General features: G+C 46.5%; 15 protein-coding genes. 13 read left to right on the top strand and 2 right to left on the bottom strand.

Going from position 1 to position 17,307, the window contains the following annotated elements; genetic code table 11:
• Nucleotides 1-52 precede the first annotated feature (52 nt).
• From BJP58_RS06460 to BJP58_RS06440, 5 genes are all read left to right on the top strand, one after another.
• The gene (locus BJP58_RS06460; RefSeq protein WP_194543282.1) at nt 53-475 is read left to right on the top strand and encodes a hypothetical protein; all 423 of its coding nucleotides are present in this window, start codon (nt 53-55) and stop codon (nt 473-475) included.
• A gap of 350 nt (nt 476-825) precedes the next feature.
• The gene (locus tag BJP58_RS33555; RefSeq protein ID WP_233354989.1) at nt 826-1,053 is read left to right on the top strand and encodes a hypothetical protein; all 228 of its coding nucleotides are present in this window, start codon (nt 826-828) and stop codon (nt 1,051-1,053) included.
• Nucleotides 1,054-1,102: 49 nt separating this feature from the next.
• The gene (locus BJP58_RS06450; protein ID WP_194543281.1) at nt 1,103-1,636 is read left to right on the top strand and encodes a GNAT family N-acetyltransferase; all 534 of its coding nucleotides are present in this window, start codon (nt 1,103-1,105) and stop codon (nt 1,634-1,636) included.
• A gap of 147 nt (nt 1,637-1,783) precedes the next feature.
• Nucleotides 1,784-2,392, top strand: coding sequence for a YdcF family protein (locus BJP58_RS06445; protein ID WP_194543280.1), 609 nt, complete (start codon nt 1,784-1,786; stop codon nt 2,390-2,392).
• A gap of 511 nt (nt 2,393-2,903) precedes the next feature.
• Nucleotides 2,904-4,364 carry a chitinase gene (locus BJP58_RS06440; protein WP_194543279.1) on the top strand — a complete coding sequence of 487 codons (1,461 nt, stop codon included), beginning with the start codon at nt 2,904-2,906 and terminating at the stop codon, nt 4,362-4,364.
• Nucleotides 4,365-4,643: 279 nt separating this feature from the next.
• Here the strand turns inward: BJP58_RS06440 and BJP58_RS06435 are convergent, their stop codons facing one another.
• Both BJP58_RS06435 and BJP58_RS06430 read right to left on the bottom strand, forming a co-directional pair.
• Complete coding sequence (locus tag BJP58_RS06435) at nt 4,644-6,998, bottom strand: Ig-like domain-containing protein (protein ID WP_233354988.1); 2,355 nt, start codon at nt 6,996-6,998, stop codon at nt 4,644-4,646.
• A gap of 200 nt (nt 6,999-7,198) precedes the next feature.
• Complete coding sequence (locus BJP58_RS06430) at nt 7,199-8,605, bottom strand: cytochrome P450 (RefSeq protein ID WP_194543277.1); 1,407 nt, start codon at nt 8,603-8,605, stop codon at nt 7,199-7,201.
• 147 nt (nt 8,606-8,752) lie between these two features.
• Here BJP58_RS06430 and BJP58_RS06425 point away from each other — a divergent pair, with 147 nt between their 5' ends.
• The 8 genes from BJP58_RS06425 (at nt 8,753) to BJP58_RS06390 (ending at nt 17,251) form a co-directional block, all read left to right on the top strand.
• Nucleotides 8,753-9,355 (top strand): TetR/AcrR family transcriptional regulator, encoded by a 603-nt coding sequence (locus BJP58_RS06425; protein WP_194543276.1) that lies wholly within the window; start codon nt 8,753-8,755, stop codon nt 9,353-9,355.
• A gap of 185 nt (nt 9,356-9,540) precedes the next feature.
• Nucleotides 9,541-10,239 carry a YkoP family protein gene (locus BJP58_RS06420; RefSeq protein ID WP_442953954.1) on the top strand — a complete coding sequence of 233 codons (699 nt, stop codon included), beginning with the start codon at nt 9,541-9,543 and terminating at the stop codon, nt 10,237-10,239.
• Between the two features lie 85 nt (nt 10,240-10,324).
• The gene (locus BJP58_RS06415) at nt 10,325-11,596 is read left to right on the top strand and encodes an alcohol acetyltransferase (protein ID WP_194543275.1); all 1,272 of its coding nucleotides are present in this window, start codon (nt 10,325-10,327) and stop codon (nt 11,594-11,596) included.
• The gene (locus BJP58_RS06410) at nt 11,593-12,270 is read left to right on the top strand and encodes a DUF6320 domain-containing protein (protein WP_194543274.1); all 678 of its coding nucleotides are present in this window, start codon (nt 11,593-11,595) and stop codon (nt 12,268-12,270) included. Before BJP58_RS06415 ends, BJP58_RS06410 begins: the two co-directional genes overlap by 4 nt.
• A 12-nt stretch (nt 12,271-12,282) precedes the next feature.
• Nucleotides 12,283-12,885 (top strand): GNAT family N-acetyltransferase, encoded by a 603-nt coding sequence (locus BJP58_RS06405; protein WP_336245446.1) that lies wholly within the window; start codon nt 12,283-12,285, stop codon nt 12,883-12,885.
• 211 nt (nt 12,886-13,096) lie between these two features.
• Nucleotides 13,097-14,836 (top strand): sensor histidine kinase, encoded by a 1,740-nt coding sequence (locus BJP58_RS06400; RefSeq protein WP_194543273.1) that lies wholly within the window; start codon nt 13,097-13,099, stop codon nt 14,834-14,836.
• 31 nt (nt 14,837-14,867) lie between these two features.
• Nucleotides 14,868-15,605 (top strand): LytR/AlgR family response regulator transcription factor, encoded by a 738-nt coding sequence (locus BJP58_RS06395; protein ID WP_194543272.1) that lies wholly within the window; start codon nt 14,868-14,870, stop codon nt 15,603-15,605.
• Nucleotides 15,606-15,799: 194 nt separating this feature from the next.
• Complete coding sequence (locus BJP58_RS06390) at nt 15,800-17,251, top strand: carbon starvation CstA family protein (RefSeq protein ID WP_194543271.1); 1,452 nt, start codon at nt 15,800-15,802, stop codon at nt 17,249-17,251.
• The last annotated feature ends 56 nt before the right edge of the window (nt 17,252-17,307 follow it).

Below are 17,307 nucleotides of genomic sequence, written 5' to 3'. Positions count from 1 at the left end.
ACAAGTCGTGTTATACGAAAGAAGTTCCCTATTTAATAATGTGGAGTAGCCTATGAAAAAACAATTATTACTTATCCTTGTTGTCGTCCTTTCCGTGTTTTTATTATTTCATGTTAATCAATGGATGAAGAATGAATATGTAATATGGACGGCTATTGAAAATCGGGAGTGGGAGGCAAGGGGGACGGGGGTGTATTTTTATGAAGAAAACAATCAAAAATATGGTCTCTACATGATTTATGGAAGTGGAGTTCCTGTTATTTCTTCTCATAAATCCAAGGTCAGAATAATAAATGATGTTGAGATTGAGATGGAGATTCCAGATCATTCTATAAATTTGCAGTCAACAGATCAACAAGTACAAGTATCCAGATTAAAATGGAATCAGGGTAAGTTGACCATGGACGGGCTGATATTTGAAGTCTCGGAGACTTCGGAGAAACATAAGTGGGGTTTAAATCTACGAGCGAAATAATATCGCTGTAATCGAGGAAAGGAAGAAGCCGTGGAATTATTCTTATATCATTATTATGATGCAGCAACCGGTCCCTTTCGAAATCTGTCTGCACTATCTATCGAAGAAGCGAAGCAAGTACAGAGAAGGCTCCAACAAAATAATAATATGTTTGCGAGTAAACGCGGGGATGATTATATCGTAATCCGACGCGGATTAGAATCGCGTGCCAGAGATCTATTTATAGCCAAGGGTGGACGGCCGACAAATAAATATCCACATTACATGACACTTGGCCCTTGCGAATGGATTAAGCAGTGGTATCAGAGCGGGAGGGAAGTTAAGATCCCCTCGATGATGTTGATCCCGAGATGATTAGTTTTACTTATGGTGACTTATTTCCCACGATGCGCTTTAAAGACGACAAGCCTTACAGAGGGAAGGTCTACTTAAAGAACGAAATTCTCCGATTGGTAGACGAATATGGTTGGCCGCAAGAATGGAATAAAGACGGGGATCAAGGACCAGAACGATATATAGAAGTACAGGTATGGGACGATCGTGTGATTGGTCTTTTTTTGAATAATATTATGGAATGAGATGAATTTTAAAATCTAAAGAAGGATGTGAGTACTTACATTGATCATAATGGATTTGTTAGAAAAGGATACTGATAAGATAAATCAAACAGCGAGATTACTGCAAGAGAGTTTTGAGGCATGGCCCTCAATAGAATCTGCCATACGTGAAGTTTTCGAATCAATTAGTGATGATTCTATTAGTAGAGTATTAGTTAATGTAGATAATGAAGTTATCGGGTGGATTGGAGGTAGAAGCCAATATGACGGTAATGTGTGGGAACTTCATCCGTTAGTTATTAGAAAAGATAGTAGAATACGAGGTCTTGGCAAGCTATTAGTAATCGATTTTGAACGTCAGGTCTACCAACGTGGAGGTATAACCATCATATTGGGTACGGATGATGAGTATAATCAAACCAGTCTATCTAACGTGAATTTGTATCATGATACTCCGGCACACCTATCCAATTTTGAAAGTTTAGATCATCCAGCGAACTTTTATAGAAAGTTAGGTTTTGCAATCGTCGGTGTTATACCAGATGCGAACGGAATAGGAAAACCGGATATTATCATGGCAAAGCGTGTTAAACCTGTAGATTAAAGATTAAGTATAGAGTTTCCTAACGGATGCGGCTGCCGTTCACATGGAGGACTCCAGACGCTGCAAAGCTATTGCAGTTTTATCGATATGAAGTCGCCAGGCATTGCTTGGGTTTTGATGAACATGAGACAACGGGAGGGTTCTTTATTGCTGATCTCACAGATGAATCCAGAGATATTGACGAGAGAACAGATCACAACGGTGGTGTTCGGAGCGGAAACGGAAGTTGATGATGGTACGCAGTCTGGTGATTGTATCTTTGTGTTTGGCGGAAAAAACCTGGACCGGGTATGGAAAGCGGTTGAATTATACACAGCCGGACGCGCCCCGTATCTATTATTCACGGGTGGAGATCGATTTGGCGAGTGGGAGCAGCCCGAGGCGGTTATGATGCGGGATGAAGCCATAAAAATGGGCATTCTGCCAGAATCCATTTTTATTGAAACGATGTCCAACCATACGAAGGAAAACATTATGGCCTCCCTAACCGTGCTTGATCGGGCATTGGGGTTACAACGAATCCATCGACTCTTGCTCGTCAGTGCACCTGGACATATGCGCCGATGCCAACTGATGCTCAGGACCTTTATGCCCCCTTGGTATGAGTATGTATGGTGTCCGGACCATCGCTCTCTTGGGAGACGGGACAATTGGTGGACCGATCCAGAGGAAGAGAAGCGGGTACTGGGCGAGCTGAAAAAAGTGATCGGCGGGGTAAAGGGGCGATATTTTGTTGATGCGGATATTGAAATTTGAAAATAATCGCAAGGCAGGCTTTACAATGTGAATACAACACTGAACTGACTGTTTACCTGATGGCGAAGAGGTCAAATGCTGGTGCGTGGTACATGCCTTCCAAATTCCAACGGAGAAGGCGGAAGCATGATCGCATGCGTAGTGCAGCTTCTCGAGGAGTTGGGTCAGTACAACATTACATACAATGATCAAAGCGGCCGTTCTCCTGAACACATTACAAGGAGGACGGTTGTTTTTGTGTTGCCTAGTCTTAGGCATATCTTGTTTGAAAATCTTCTTACATACACAGATTGATCCTTCCGAGCTATTGATAATAATTAACATATAAAGTAAATTTTTTACATATAAATCAACTTACGAAATATGTAAATGAATCATAATTGAGTAAGTGAAATACATCGATCTGGATTTAAAGAATTAACAAGAAGATTTCATAAGGGAGGTGATGTCGTCTTACGCAAGTTAGGCTGAAGCTGAATGATCAATTTATTTTTTGAGGAGGGATTAATGGATGAAAAAGGGTTTATTCAGAGTGCTGGACAAATCGAGAGTGATGATGTTGCCTTTATTGGTTGTCGTGTCTATGGTGTTGAACTTTTTTCCACTTGAGGTGTCTGCAGCAGACCGGGGCGCTTGGGCACCCAATGTATCTTATGCCGTTAACGACAACGTAACGTACGATGGGAAAGCATATAAGGCTATTCAAGCTCATACCTCATTACCCGGATGGGAACCGCCCAATGTGCCTGCATTGTGGCAGTTTGTTCAAGGTGGTGGAGGTAATGATACTGCAGCCCCGACAACGCCTACGAATGTAATTGTAAGCGCAGTCACTTCTTCAAGCGTTACTTTATCCTGGCAGGCATCTACGGACAATGTAGGCGTGACAGGATATGATGTATACCAAGGCACATCCATTGCCGTTTCTGTTGCCGGTACGACAGCGACAATAACGGGTCTTTCACCGAACACGACATATTCTTTTAAGGTCATTGCTAAGGATGCTGCCGGCAACCTTTCGCCTGCCAGTGCGATCGTGAATGCAACCACTTCAGAGGGAACAGGAGGTCCCCAGCCGACGAAGCATATATTGACAGGGTACTGGCAGAACTTTGTTAATGGTGCGAGCAAGTTAAAAGTGAGAGATATACCTGATCAGTACGACATCATTGTGTTAGCGTTTGCCGAGATGGATCCTGCTAACCCTGGTGGTGTCACTTTCACTGTAGATTCTGCGCTATCCGCAGCCCTTGGCGGGTACACGAATGCCGAACTGATTGCGGATATTCAGGCCAAACGCGCTCAAGGCAAGAAGGTCATCATATCCATTGGAGGGGAATTGGGGAACATTAATTTGAATAATCCATCCCCGAATGTAACGAACTTTGTGAACAGCATGTACGGCATCATCACTCAATTTGGGCTTGATGGGATAGACATCGATCTGGAGCATGGCATGAATGTACCTAATTTAACCAATGCGATCCGCCAACTGAAGCAAAAAGTAGGAAATGATTTTGTTCTGACGATGGCTCCCCAAACGATAGACATGCAGAATCCAAATACCTCCTATATGCAGCTTTATAACAATCTGAAGGATATAACAACGGTAATTAACGTCCAGTATTATAATTCTGGATGCATGCTAGGCCGTGACGGTAAATGCTATTCCCAAGGCACGGTTGATTTCCTGACGGCACTTTCGGACTTAACGCTGCAGTGGGTATCACCTTCCCAATTGGGATTAGGAGTACCTGCTACCTCAGCAGCAGCTGGAGGCGGATATGTTTCTCCAACCGTCGTAAATAATGCCCTAAATTGTCTAGCAACCGGAAACAGCTGTGGAAGTTATAAACCGGTTGCTAAATACCCCGATATACGGGGAGCGATGACTTGGTCCATTAACTGGGATACGACCACGAATTACACGCTTGCCAAAACAGTGAAACCATTCTTGAACACGCTGCCTTAACATGAATGATATTTGTACAACTTAAGTAGATTTTTTATAAAACAAGAAAACCTCTCTTTGATATGTGGCGGTATACACCTTCATTATTAAGAGAGGTTTTTGTCTGGTTTCCTTTCTCCAACGGAGAAGGCGGAATCATGCTGTAGAAGCAAAGCGGTCCCCTTTGTCCCCTGATTTCAACCTTGTCATAGGATCTTAAGAAATCTGGGGGCAACAGGGATCTCGGAGGCATGATCTGCATACGTATTGCTGTATTCTGAATCGCTGTATATCTGAATCTCAAGGCTCCCATATCACCGTCGGGTACGGGAGTTGGTCATAAGCACTGGCCCAGTAATAGGAGTCGGCCATGATGCGCCGTGGCAGGAAGCCGATCTCGCCTTGGGATACGGAGATGAGCTCAGACTGCGATTGGAACACGCCGTCCGCAGTTGTCGCGGCATTAACATATTTGCCTGCCATATGGGTGAACCGTCCGCTGATTTTGGCTGAAACAGGAAGACTTGTTTCCTTATCGACCATCTGCATGGTTACTCTGGCGATACCGGCAGAATAGGTGATGGTCATCTGATCAATGACCATCGGTTTCATTGTGGATGGCGCTGTTGTTGCTGAGGCACCCGCGCTGGGAGCTCCTTCATTGCCGCTGATATCGACCGCCGTGATTTTATAATAATAGGTGGTGTTCGGCAGCAGCCCGGTATCTTTATATGAAAGTCCTTTAGAGATTCCGGCGTAAGTAGCGGGCCCGATCTCAAAGTCGGCTTCGGTACCGCGGTAGATCCGATATGCATTTACTGCGGTGTTGTCCATCGCCATATTGTAAGTAATATTAATCCGTTGAAAATCAAACGTGGCCGCTGTTGCTCCACTGACTGTGCTTGGCGGTTCATGGTCAGCAGGAGGCTGCCATGCGTAGCCGCCAGGTCCCCATTCGCTTGGAAAATCAACGATCGAGGAGTAGTGATGGAGAGCAATGCCTCCAAACGCTGAATCGTTCAGAAAAGCATCATAAACCTTGTTTAACTCCTGCTCCATATAAGTTCGACCTTCTTCATGGAAGCTGATGGTTTCCGGATCCCCGCCATCGGCGATGTCCTTCGTCTCGACTCCGATCACAACCGACTTCGGTTTGCCGATCGTATTTGCATAAGCCAGCTCGTTTAGCGCTTGTGCGATAATGCCGGCGCTGCCATCGGCTTGATCGCGGTAATTCATGATCGAGATATAATCGGCCGTGTCCTGAATATGCTCAGACAGCCATTTCGTCTTTCCGTTCCATGAGATATTGCTGGCGTCAGCAGAAGTATCGTACCATCTTGGAATTGCCGCGCCGACGGACAAGGTAAGGCCCGATGCCTGTTTACGTTCCATCAGAAGCTGCAGCATATCCAGGTACTGAATCTGAACAGAAGGCTTTGCTGTTTTGAAATCCGGCAGGATATACGGTTCGGTATCCAGGTTCACGCCATCAAAGCGAGCCGTTTCGCCGGAAGCCAAATTGTAATTCAAGATTTGCTCAAATTCTCTTACGGCTTGAGTCTGATACCGACTATAGGCTCCGAAGTAAGGTGGGGAGGTGCCGCCGGCGATCAACGCTTGAACATAGAAACCTTGAGAGTGAGCCCACTCGATGAATTGTTGAACCTCACTTCGATGATCCTCCAGCATTTTTGCTCCGTCATATTGCCCTACAGCCAAATAAAGCGTTGTAATCGGACGTTGATTAAAGGTGGTTGTATCCTTCGCCATGGAAGAGAGGGTCGCTCGGGAATTTGGATTCAGTACTAGTGGGTAGGAAGCATTTTCCCAGATCCAGATCGCACGATCCTGATCCGGCAGCGGGTCCGGGTCATAGGCGTTGCTGGTCACCGTTTCAGGATTCGTCGCGGAGGGATCGTATACATCATTTATTACGTTAACGGGAGTTGAGTTGGCAAGATCCATATAGACAGCATCCGTAACCGTCGCGGGATGTTTGCCTTGGTTAGCCGGAGGCCTCCCCCCTGTTCTTGCATAGACCGTAAGGCTATAGCCTGTATTGCCGTAAGAATCGGTTGCTCTTGCCTCCAGGCTGTGAACCTGGTGAGGGGATTGACGCGAATCGAATGTATATTTATATCCGTTTTTGGCAGGGGAGACCTGCAGCCAATCGCCTCCGTTGATGCGGAGCTCAACTTGGGCTATCGGATTTTTACCCGCTGCAGATATGTGAATATCCATTTTGTTGCGCTGCAACGTATGCTCGCTTGGGCTGGTAATCTGCACTTCCGGGATATGAGCTGCAGGATTATCGATATTAAGGTGAATCCAAGGGGACCAGATACCATAACGCGTAACCGCATCATTTCCTTTAAGGACCATTTCGACGGGACCGTCCAACTGACTTGTATCCAGTTTGTAGGACCAAGATCCACTGTCATCGCCATTCGGGTCATCCATCTGAACATCCGTCACAAATGCACCGTTAACGATGAGCTGAAGTTCATACACGCCGGAGTAGGTTCCGGATAACTCAGCCACACCCGGTTGAAGCGTTTGTCCGTCCTGATGAGAATCAATAGTAATTAACGCTGCTGCCTTAACGTGGGGAGGCGGGATACAGATTGTAGAAATCAGAACTGCCGCCAGCAACAAAAGCCCGCACCTACGTAAATGTGAAAGCATTTTTGTAGTCACATCCTTGTCAGTATGATGTAAACCTAATGGACTCTACGGCAGTTACAATGGCTTGCTTATCCTGTGAGCAAACATTTTGCGTCAATATGAAGCGCTTACTTTTTAATATTACGAAAAAAATCGATTAGAACCGATGTCAGAGACGTGGCAGGTTATTATTTTTGAAGGGGAGCAGGATCTACTCCATATTCGATAAGCCGATGAATGGTACCACGTACGTCAACCCGTTCAAATTTGCCGTTCTTCAAAGTTATACGTAGAGGCATGCCGTGAACGGGTCGCATCATCAGATTCGGTGTGATTTTGGCATTATGGACTAATGAAAATTGATATCGTTGAAGAAGAACAGCAAGGACAATCTTAAGTTCTTGCATGGCGAAGTGCCAGCCTATACACATATGAGGCCCTGCGCTGAATGGTAAGAATTCGTATGCGGAAGGTTTAATGGTCTCCCATCGATGCGGTTTGAATTGATTCGGACTCTCGTAAAGCTCCGGGAGACGATGGGTAATGAATTGACTAAAAAAGATATTCGTTCCCGCCGGAAGGGCATAACCATTCAACTCACAAGGCGCAGCCGTAATGCGGGTGCCGATGCTTGCTGGAGGAAGTAAACGAAGACTCTCTTTAACCACATGGTCCAGCAGGGAGAGTCGGCTCAGTTCCTCCCGAGTCGGATGGTTTCCACTCATCACGGCGTTTAATTCCTCCATTACGTTCGCATAAATGTCCGGGTGCTGTATCAGCAGAAAAAATGTCCAAGTCAACGCATTTGCAGTGGTTTCATGACCAGCTGTATAGATTGAGAATGCATGCCCGACTAATTCCTCATCCGATAATGCAAAATCATCCTCATCATGTCCTCTAATTAGTGCGGCTAGCACATCCGTTGCATCTGACTCCTGCCGCTTCTCATGGATCATGGACCGAATTTGAGTATTAAGCTGTTGTGCAATACGAAGAGATCGACGATATGGTGTGAAGGGAAGATTAATGGGAGCGAGGGTGGTAAGCAAAAAAGACTTCGTAAACCGATTGATCAGCATCCCCATGGAGTCCATCATTTCAGTATGATGAACACCGAATAATGTCTTAAGGGCGATGCGCTGCGTTAACTTTTTCATTTCGGTGTTGATGTCAATCCGGGTACGTCCTCTCCATTCGTCTGCCAATAGTTCCGTTATGGATGCCATGTCCTGACCGTATTTTTCAATTTGCCCATGCAGAAAGGCGGGCTGGATCAGGCGACGGTGCTGTTTGTGCTTTTCGCCGCTCATCAATAGAAGATTATGATAGAATAAATCCCCCATTACGGTGTCTTTGGGTATTTTGACAAGAGCCGTGCTCATCTCGAAAAAGTTCGGATTGGATAGGATTTGACGGTTCAGATCGGGTCCAAACGCAAAGACAGATGAAGGCTTGTGGCTTTTCCCCAGGGCAGCGAGCTTACCATACTGTTCAAATAATGTTTGCTGAAATGCGAACGGACTGCGGATGAAATGAAACATATTGATCCTCCAGCCAAGGGCGGAGTCGGGTCCAGGAATACGAATACGGTTCATAATCACACTTCCTTTGTATGATTTGTAATAAAATCACTCATATATTTCATAATATTCCTTCAAGAATAAATGATCAAGATATTTTTGAAATATATGAATTGCATTATTACAAAACATTCCGTATAGTTTTATCCGAGAGGTGAGTATATGAACGGTTATCAACTCCGCACAGTGAAGAAAAAAGAACAGATTATGAAGGCAACTTTCGATTTGATCAGGAAATACGGAGCTGAAAAGACAAGCATTGCAGAAATCTCCAAACACGCCCGCGTGTCCCCCGTCTCCATATATAATTATTTTGGCAGCAAGGAAGAGCTTATCCGGATGACGTATATCGATTATATGAGTAATATCATGAACGAGTATGAGCAGCTGCTCGATAAGCCCATCCCTTTTCAGGAGAAATTGGAGTTGTTGCTGAGGGGACGAATGAATAGCATGGATCAGATTAACTCGGATTTTATTCAAATCAGCAATGAACCGTCTGTTCAAGAGTATATCGAGGCATTTTACAAGGAGAGAACGATTCCCTTTTTTGTGAAATTGATTGAGCAAGGCAAGCAGGAGGGTTTTATTGATCCAGAAATTTCGATAGATGCGGCATTGTTTTATATTCAAGTGTTTAAGGAGGCGCTGGCACGACCGGGATTCATTACACAAGCGAGCCCTACCATGCTTCGTGATATCGATCGCTTGTTTTATTATGGATTGATAGGGAAAGCGGAGCACTCTGGGACAGAGAGAGGCTAATGAGTTGATGATATAAGCGTTAAGGCAGAACAACCTTTGGTGCAGACCAAAGGTTGTTCTGATTTGCATACAAAGTCACTAGCCAGCAACTGTTTTGACCCGCATTTCCGTCTTGAGACCGAGAGCAACTCTGTACCTGAGACGGTGTGAACTTGTGCAGATCTTCTTTATGATGAAATTAACGGATGATTACTGGAGAATCATGGAATGACATTTTCAAACTAAAAAATAGTGAGGTGTTCCATCTGCTGCGAAAATTACTTAAAACCGTCATGCAAAGCTCCTGGATGATGTGGGAACGTATCTTCAGCTTCATTTCCAGGTTCCGCAGCTCGCATATCTCGCGATTTGGCATATGCACAGTCATGATTAAGAAGCATCGAGGAGAGCGCATCGTCTGCGAGGACTCAACGGTCATTCAGAATGGAGATTTGGTAGGCGAGCTGCATTTGGACAATGAAACGATTCTCAAATTAATCCGATCGGAAGGGCCGGATCGTGCGGCTTTGAAAATAGCAAGACTTGCAAGAAAGTCCATGCTGCAGATTAGCCGTGCATATGAAGATCGGTCCGAGTTCAGCGAGGTCAGCGCATTGGTTGGGATTACTTTGCTGCACCGTGGATTAACGCACGGTCTTGGTTTTGAGCATCAAGCGATGAAACCGGACTTGTTCCAGAAGCTGACCACGTCCTATCTGCGAATGCTGTTATCCGTGATGCACCCGGATGGCAAGAACCGGATTGATCGAAGAACGGAATTACTCGTTCCCATGATGTTAATACATACCCGCTCATCGTTGATGAAGCGATTTTCAATGGCGGATAAGCGGCCTTTACATGAAGAGGGGCATGCCATCTTGGTATCGGCTGCGGTTGAAGCTTGAGTGAAAGTGGCGTTGCCACGTACATAAGGTAAACCTGTTAATTGCAGCTGAGTGGGAGTTCTAATAGAAATGAGGAGAGCAACAGATGGAAGAATGGTATAAACTTGACCACGCCGGGAAGCTGTTTCCCGCCGTTGCAGGAAGGGAGAACTCATCAACCTACCGGTTGTCCATGATGCTGACAAGTGATGTGGAGCCATCGGTGTTGCAGCAGGCGCTCGATAGCGTAATGAAGAGATTCCCGCTATTAAACGTCGAGCTTAGAAATGGCCTGTTCTGGAAATTTCTGCGGGAGAAGGAGACGCGTTTGATGGTGGAACCGGAATCCACCTATCCTTGTGCACCTGCAGCTCTCTCGACTGAGGGCGGAAGCTTGGTGAGGGTTTTATATCATGGCAACAAGATTAGCGTGGAGATTTTTCATGCGCTAACAGACGGGGGTGGGGCACTGGAGTTTCTCAAAACCTTGGTGTTCCAGTATTTATATCTGCTCGGCGAAAACGTAGAGGACAAGGAAGGTCTGATTTTGCCGCCAGCTTCATTTGCTCGCTATGCCGAGGCACAAGACAGCTTTAAAGCTCATTATACATCGGCCACGGCCGATTCCAGAATGCCGGAGGCCCTGCAAATTCCCGGTACCCGATTCTCGCCGTATGGACACAACGTCATCCACGGCATGATTCACGCCTCGCGGCTGAATGGGGCGGCCAAGCAGAAGGGAGTAACGCTCACCGCTTACCTGACAGCGATTTTGATTATGGCGGTTTATGAGACGACGTTGCCCTTCAACAACGATAACCGGCCGATTGTGATCAGCATGCCGGTGAACCTGCGTAAAATATTTCCTTCGAGCAGCCTGCGCAACTTTTTTGCGGTCATTAACATTGGCGTACAGATGAAGGAAGGCATGACATTGGATGAGGTACAAGGTATCGTGCATGCACAGATGAAAGAGAAAACGACGAAGTCTAATCTAACCCAAGCGATGGCCGGCAGCATGAAATACGAGAAAAACCTGATATCCCGATTCACGCCGCTGAAATTGAAGGATCTGGCGATTCGTTATGGGTTCGACCATTACGGTGAAGAAGCCAAAACGCTTACGCTTACCAATCTGGGCCGAGTCGATATCCCAGCGAGTATGGCTGCGCATATCGAATCAATGGAAACCACGATGTATCCTACGGCCAAGAGTCCAATGAACTGTGCCGTCAGTTCGATCAATGACCAGCTTACCATCACCTTTGCCAGGAATATCGTCGAGAGTGATGTGATCAGGCACTTTTTTCGCCAGCTTGCCAGCCTAAGCGGGTTGGATATAAGGATTGTCAGCAATGATTGGGGGATGGGCGCATGAGATGCGAGAGCTGTGGGGTATCCGTAGACCCGGCGCACGCAGCATGTCCCTTATGCCGGAGAAATTTACATGGTAAGGGCGATGCACCATCAACAGGGAATTCCTGGTACCCCATCTATGAGGCTGTAGAGGAGCAGCGTGCGAGCAGTCTGTTATCCAAGTGGCTTACTTTCATTGCAGTGTCTGTCATCGGTTTATCTTTACTTATAAATATTCTGGGAGATCACGAAGTATGGTGGAGTCTGTACCTCATGCCCTGCGTGCTCTATGCATGGCTGTTCATCAGACATACCTTGATGTCCAAGTCGCACCTCGGCGGCAAAATCGTCGTACAGCTGCTCGGGCTGTCCGGCATGCTGCTATGGCTTAACGTGGCAGCGGGTACGAATTACTGGTCGACCGGTTACGTCATTCCGTTCCTGATGATGGCGGCAACCCTTCTGATTACCGTTATATGCTGCACCAGAAAAATGCGCTGGCGTGAGTTCGCAGGTTACTTGTTAACCCTGATCTTGCTTGGGTTTGTGCCCTTATTACTATATGCCGTCGGCATGTCGCACATATTATGGACAGCCGTTGCGACGGCCGTATATGCCTTATTAACGTTCGGCGGGATGTGTCTGATTGCAGATAAGGGATTCCGAAAGGATATGAAGCGCAGATTACATTTTTGACAGGAGGAGAACATGATGTACTCCATTACGATTAGAAGAATGGCAGATTATGAACGAGACGTTCGCGAGGAAGTGGCGGAAGTGTTTGTTGATGGGTATTATAACGAACTGTCCTATTTCACCGAGGATCGAAGCACGTTAAAGAAAGCCTTCCGGAGTCTGTTCAGTCCTGAGGTGTTTTATGTGGCTGAGGTCCAGGGCGTCATTATCGGGATTTTAGCCTGTTCCCATCATAGGCAGCGGGCCATGCCGGTCGAGTTAGCTCCGCTTCAGGAGGCTTTTGGAGACAAGACAGGGGAGCTTGCATATAACGTCATGAAGAACGAATTTAACCCGGCACTGCCTTATGATGAGGAAACGGGTTATATCGAATGTGTGGCAACTACTACGAAAGTACGAGGCAAAGGCGTTTCCACCGCTTTAATAAAGCATGTCAAAGAGGAGCTGCCATACAAGCGTTATGTTCTGGAAGTGACCGACAGCAACCACGTCGCGCTATCGTTATATCAGAAATTAGGATTCGTGGAGATTGAACGCAAATCCGAGATAGATGCAGAGGAAAAAGGGTTCAGCGATCGTATATACATGGAATGGAGAAAGCCGGTCTTCAGGTGATATCCATATAAACGAGAGACGCTCAAACGAATAGGACGGTATGGAGTTTAACAACCTCCGCTTTAGAACGAATTGAAGCGGGAGGTTTTTTGTTGTTTTTTGAGCCTCTGCCATGATAATTTAGTATGTATTGCCAGGTTTACGGTAATCTTCTTAAGGAATCTATTGTGTGACGATTTACTGATTCAAAGTCAGATTGCGGGGTGACGCCATGTTTGAACTGCTGATTACAATGACCGAGCGGATTGGAATAATTGTGACGATTGCATTTATCGTAACCCGGTTGAGGTTCTTCCGATCGATGATAAGTCAGGACAAGCTGACGTCTGTACAACAGATTCAGGCCGTATTAGTCTTCGGGATTTTAGGGATTATCGGGACGTATACCGGAATTACGGTGAACACCGAATCCCTTGAAGTCAACAAATGGATGATGCAAGTTTCCGGAGACGAAGCGATTGCGAATTCAAGGGTTGTCGGTGTTGTTATGGCCGGATTGTTCGGAGGCTACAGAATCGGGCTTGGTGCAGGACTGATTGCAGGGCTTCACCGTTTTACATTAGGTGGGTTTACGAGTTTGGCCTGTGGGCTCGCGACCATACTTGCAGGTCTTCTGGCCAGCCTGTTTCATAAAAAGAATGAGCAGGTTCGTTTCTCAGCTGCGCTTCTAATGGGGGCATTGGCAGAGTCCCTTCAGATGCTGATCATCCTGCTTTTGTCCAGACCATTCGAACAGGCGATGTCCTTGGTCGGTTATATTGGAGTACCAATGATTGTAGCAAACGGAATCGGTTGTGCATTGTTTCTGCTCATAATCCGATCCGTATTGAATGAAGAGGAGAAGGTAGCGGCTCAGCAGGCACAAGCTTCTCTTCGGATTGCCCGCAGAACCATTGGGTATATGCGTCAGGGGATGAATGCGCAATCCGCGGAAGCGGTATGCCAGATTCTTTACGAGGAAGTCAATGCCAGTGCGATTGCGATTACGAATGATCGGATGATTCTGGCCCATGTCGGAACGGGGGATGATCATCATGCGGCAGGTCGTCCGCTGCAGACGGAAGTGACGCGCCGGGTCATTGAACAAGGGGAGCAGCTGATCGCGGATCGGGCGCATATTCAGTGCCAGAAGCCGGATTGTCCGCTGGGAGCCGCTGTCATCGGACCTTTGAAACAGGGCGGTCAGACCGTGGGCACACTAAAGTTCTATTTTCGAAGTCCGAAGGATATTACCCACGTTACAACAGAATTGATGTCAGGTCTTACGATGCTGTTAAGCTACCAGTTGGAGGCTGCTCAATTGGAGGAAACCAAGGAACTTGCCAGAGAAGCTGAGATCAAGACGCTTCAAGCACAAATTCATCCGCACTTTTTGTTTAATGCATTAAACACGATACTCTCTCTAACACGGATTGATGCGGAGAAAGCAAGAAAGCTGCTGCGGAGTCTATCGGACTATATCCGCCAGAATTTGACCGCCGCAACCACCGAGAAGGCCACGCTTCAGGATGAACTGCAGCATATACGATCTTATATGAGCATTGAACAAACCAGATTCGAGGATAAGCTGCAAATTCAATATGAAGTAGAGGATTCCGCGTTGCAGGCGCTTGTACCGCCGCTGACCTTGCAGCCATTAATAGAGAACAGCATACGCCACGGTTTCAGGAACAAAACAGACGATTGTGTCATACTTATCCGCATTCAGGGTGATCCGGCTAACGGTGTATTCGTTACGATCAAGGACAATGGAACGGGGATTACGCCGGAACGGCTTCGGTTATTGGGGCGCCAAATGCTCGATTCTTCATCGGGTACGGGAATGGCTGTGTATAACGTGAACAGAAGATTGGGCTTGATGTATGGGCCCCATGCATCATTAAACATCCAAAGTGATGAAGCGGTCGGGACTGAAATTCAATTCCAGATTCCCGCAGCCGCTAACGTATAACTCTACTCATGAAGGCAGGGATTTCTTACACATGATCGAACGCATTCGAACACTCATCGTGGATGATGAACGGTACAGCCGTGAAGAACTGAACTATTTACTGAAGCAGCATCCTACACTCGAGATCGTTGGAGAAGCGGATTCCGGGGAACAGGCGGTGTTAAAGACCATGCAGTTGAAGCCGGAAGCCGTGTTTCTGGATATTGAAATGCCCTTAATGAACGGGCTTGAAACGGCTAGAGCCTTGAACGAATTGAAGCTCCCTCCAAAAATCGTATTTGCCACGGCGTACCCTCAATTCGGTGTAGAGGCCTTCAGGTTCGAAGCGCTGGACTATTTGTTAAAGCCTATAGACGAAGAAAGACTGGCGGAGACGGTAAGGCGCCTTGAGCAATCATTACGAAGGGAAGACCCGACAGCACCCGCTCATTCCAAATCATCGGGCAAGCTGTCGTTGGATGTGGATGGGGAAATTATGTTCATAGACCCGAAAGATATTATTTATATCTCACGGGAGGAGGCATACTCCAAGATCGTCACAGTCGATAAGCAATATCATGTTAAAACGCCACTCAAGGAGCTGGAAACGAAGCTTCGGCAGTATCCGTTCTTCCGGATTCATAAAAGCTATGTGGTACATCTTGATTATGTTAAAAGCCTGGTTCCTTGGTTTAACGGCGCATTCCAGCTTGAGCTGAAGGGGTGCAGCGACAAACTAGCCGTAAGCCGTAATTATGCCAAGGCATTTCGAGAGGCTTTGGAGCTTTAATGAAACGTGGATGTGTTAAGGATGGAACGCTCATGTTGTGAATGAAGACTGCATGAGAGCCCTTTAATGTGCATAATAACCTTAAATTTGAACATCTTAATGCGTCTAGACGACATGTTATTTCAAAATCGCCCTCTGATCTCGATAATTTCTTATAATCAATGTAAGCGATTTCAGTAAAAGGGGGCGAAGGCATGTATACCTTCATCATATCGATCATTCTGCTGGTTATTGGATATTTCACTTATGGAAAATACATTGAAAAAATGTTCGGAGTTAAAGAAGAACGGGCAACACCTGCTTATGTCAATCAGGACGGCGTTGATTATCTACCCATGGGTTCGAACAAAAACTCGCTGATTCAGCTACTCAATATAGCCGGTGTGGGCCCCATCTTCGGACCCATTATGGGCGCGCTCTATGGACCGGTTGCTTTTATTTGGATTGTCCTGGGGTGTATTTTTGCCGGGGCTGTCCATGATTACCTGACAGGTATGATTTCTATCCGCAATCGAGGAGCACATCTGCCGGAGCTTGCCGGCAAGTTTCTGGGCAAAGTGATGAAGCATGTTGTGAACGCTTTCGCGATTCTGCTGCTGGTCTTGGTAGGTACCGTCTTTGTGACCTCACCGGCCAGCCTGCTTCACAATCTGATGAACGGCAAAGTCAGTTTGTGGATCATCACCCTGTTTATTTTCGGCTATTACATTCTGGCTACACTGCTGCCTATCGATAAAATCATTGGCCGCTTCTATCCGATATTCGGCGCGCTGTTACTCATAGCATCTCTTGGTGTCGGCGGGATGCTAATTGTACAGCAGGTACCGATACCGGAATTGACATTAGCCAATTTGCATCCGGATAACATGCCAATATTTCCACTGTTGTTTTTAACAATTACGTGCGGTGCTTTATCCGGATTCCATGCTACCCAGACACCGATTATTTCCCGGACTACACAGACCGAGAAGCAGGGACGTAAAATTTTCTATGGGATGATGATTGCCGAGGGGATTATTGCCATGGTATGGGCCGCAGCGGCGATGAGTTTGTTCCAGGGGTCCAACGGCTTGAACGAGCTTCTGGCAACCGGCGGAACGGGTCTTGTCGTAAGCGAGGTTGCGAAGGTGACGTTAGGGGCCGTTATAGGCACATTGGCTGTGCTGGGCGTGATCGTGCTGCCGATTACGTCGGGGGATACCGCATTCCGGAGCGCGCGCATGATCATTGCCGATTATATCAAGCTGCCGCAATTCAGCATGAAGCGGCGCCTTGTCATTGCCATTCCTTTGTTTGTCATTTCCATTGCCTTAACGCAAATTGATTTCAACATTCTCTGGAGATATTTCTCCTGGGCCAATCAGGCCACCGCAGTGATTGCCCTGTTTGTCGGTGCGATGTACCTGTTCATTGCCCGAAAAAATTACTGGGTAGCCCTCATTCCGGGTGCTTTCATGCTCTACACAACGACAGTGTATATTCTGAATGCGCAGATCGGGTTCAGGCAGTCCATGAATGTTTCATATATCGTGGGTGCTGTCATCAGTGTTATCTTGGTTATCGTATTTTTTAAAGCGGCCCAAAAAGCGCGCGCAGCCGAAATGCCGCTTGAGGTTGATATCTCGGATTATCATAAAGTCGCATAACCAAATCATCGAGCATGCTTCCATAAATCAAAACCGTCTTTGGAGATTATCCTTGG

Origin of the sequence: Paenibacillus sp. JZ16 (assembly GCF_015326965.1) — a bacterium.
Taxonomy (GTDB): domain Bacteria; phylum Bacillota; class Bacilli; order Paenibacillales; family Paenibacillaceae; genus Paenibacillus_AQ.
Note: the sequence above shows the minus strand (reverse complement) of the source record. Positions and strands in the feature narration are given on the sequence as shown.

Bases quoted from the DNA above. Each gene is read 5' to 3' on its own strand.
- BJP58_RS06460 (WP_194543282.1), top strand. From the start codon at position 53: ATGAAAAAACAATTATTACTTATCCTTGTTGTCGTCCTTTCCGTGTTT.
- BJP58_RS33555 (WP_233354989.1), top strand. From the start codon at position 826: ATGATTAGTTTTACTTATGGTGACTTATTTCCCACGATGCGCTTTAAA.
- BJP58_RS06450 (WP_194543281.1), top strand. From the start codon at position 1,103: ATGGATTTGTTAGAAAAGGATACTGATAAGATAAATCAAACAGCGAGA.
- BJP58_RS06440 (WP_194543279.1), top strand. From the start codon at position 2,904: ATGAAAAAGGGTTTATTCAGAGTGCTGGACAAATCGAGAGTGATGATG.
- BJP58_RS06430 (WP_194543277.1), bottom strand. From the start codon at position 8,605: ATGAACCGTATTCGTATTCCTGGACCCGACTCCGCCCTTGGCTGGAGG.
- BJP58_RS06425 (WP_194543276.1), top strand. From the start codon at position 8,753: ATGAACGGTTATCAACTCCGCACAGTGAAGAAAAAAGAACAGATTATG.
- BJP58_RS06420 (WP_442953954.1), top strand. From the start codon at position 9,541: ATGATTACTGGAGAATCATGGAATGACATTTTCAAACTAAAAAATAGT.
- BJP58_RS06415 (WP_194543275.1), top strand. From the start codon at position 10,325: ATGGAAGAATGGTATAAACTTGACCACGCCGGGAAGCTGTTTCCCGCC.
- BJP58_RS06410 (WP_194543274.1), top strand. From the start codon at position 11,593: ATGAGATGCGAGAGCTGTGGGGTATCCGTAGACCCGGCGCACGCAGCA.
- BJP58_RS06405 (WP_336245446.1), top strand. From the start codon at position 12,283: ATGATGTACTCCATTACGATTAGAAGAATGGCAGATTATGAACGAGAC.
- BJP58_RS06400 (WP_194543273.1), top strand. From the start codon at position 13,097: ATGTTTGAACTGCTGATTACAATGACCGAGCGGATTGGAATAATTGTG.
- BJP58_RS06395 (WP_194543272.1), top strand. From the start codon at position 14,868: ATGATCGAACGCATTCGAACACTCATCGTGGATGATGAACGGTACAGC.
- BJP58_RS06390 (WP_194543271.1), top strand. From the start codon at position 15,800: ATGTATACCTTCATCATATCGATCATTCTGCTGGTTATTGGATATTTC.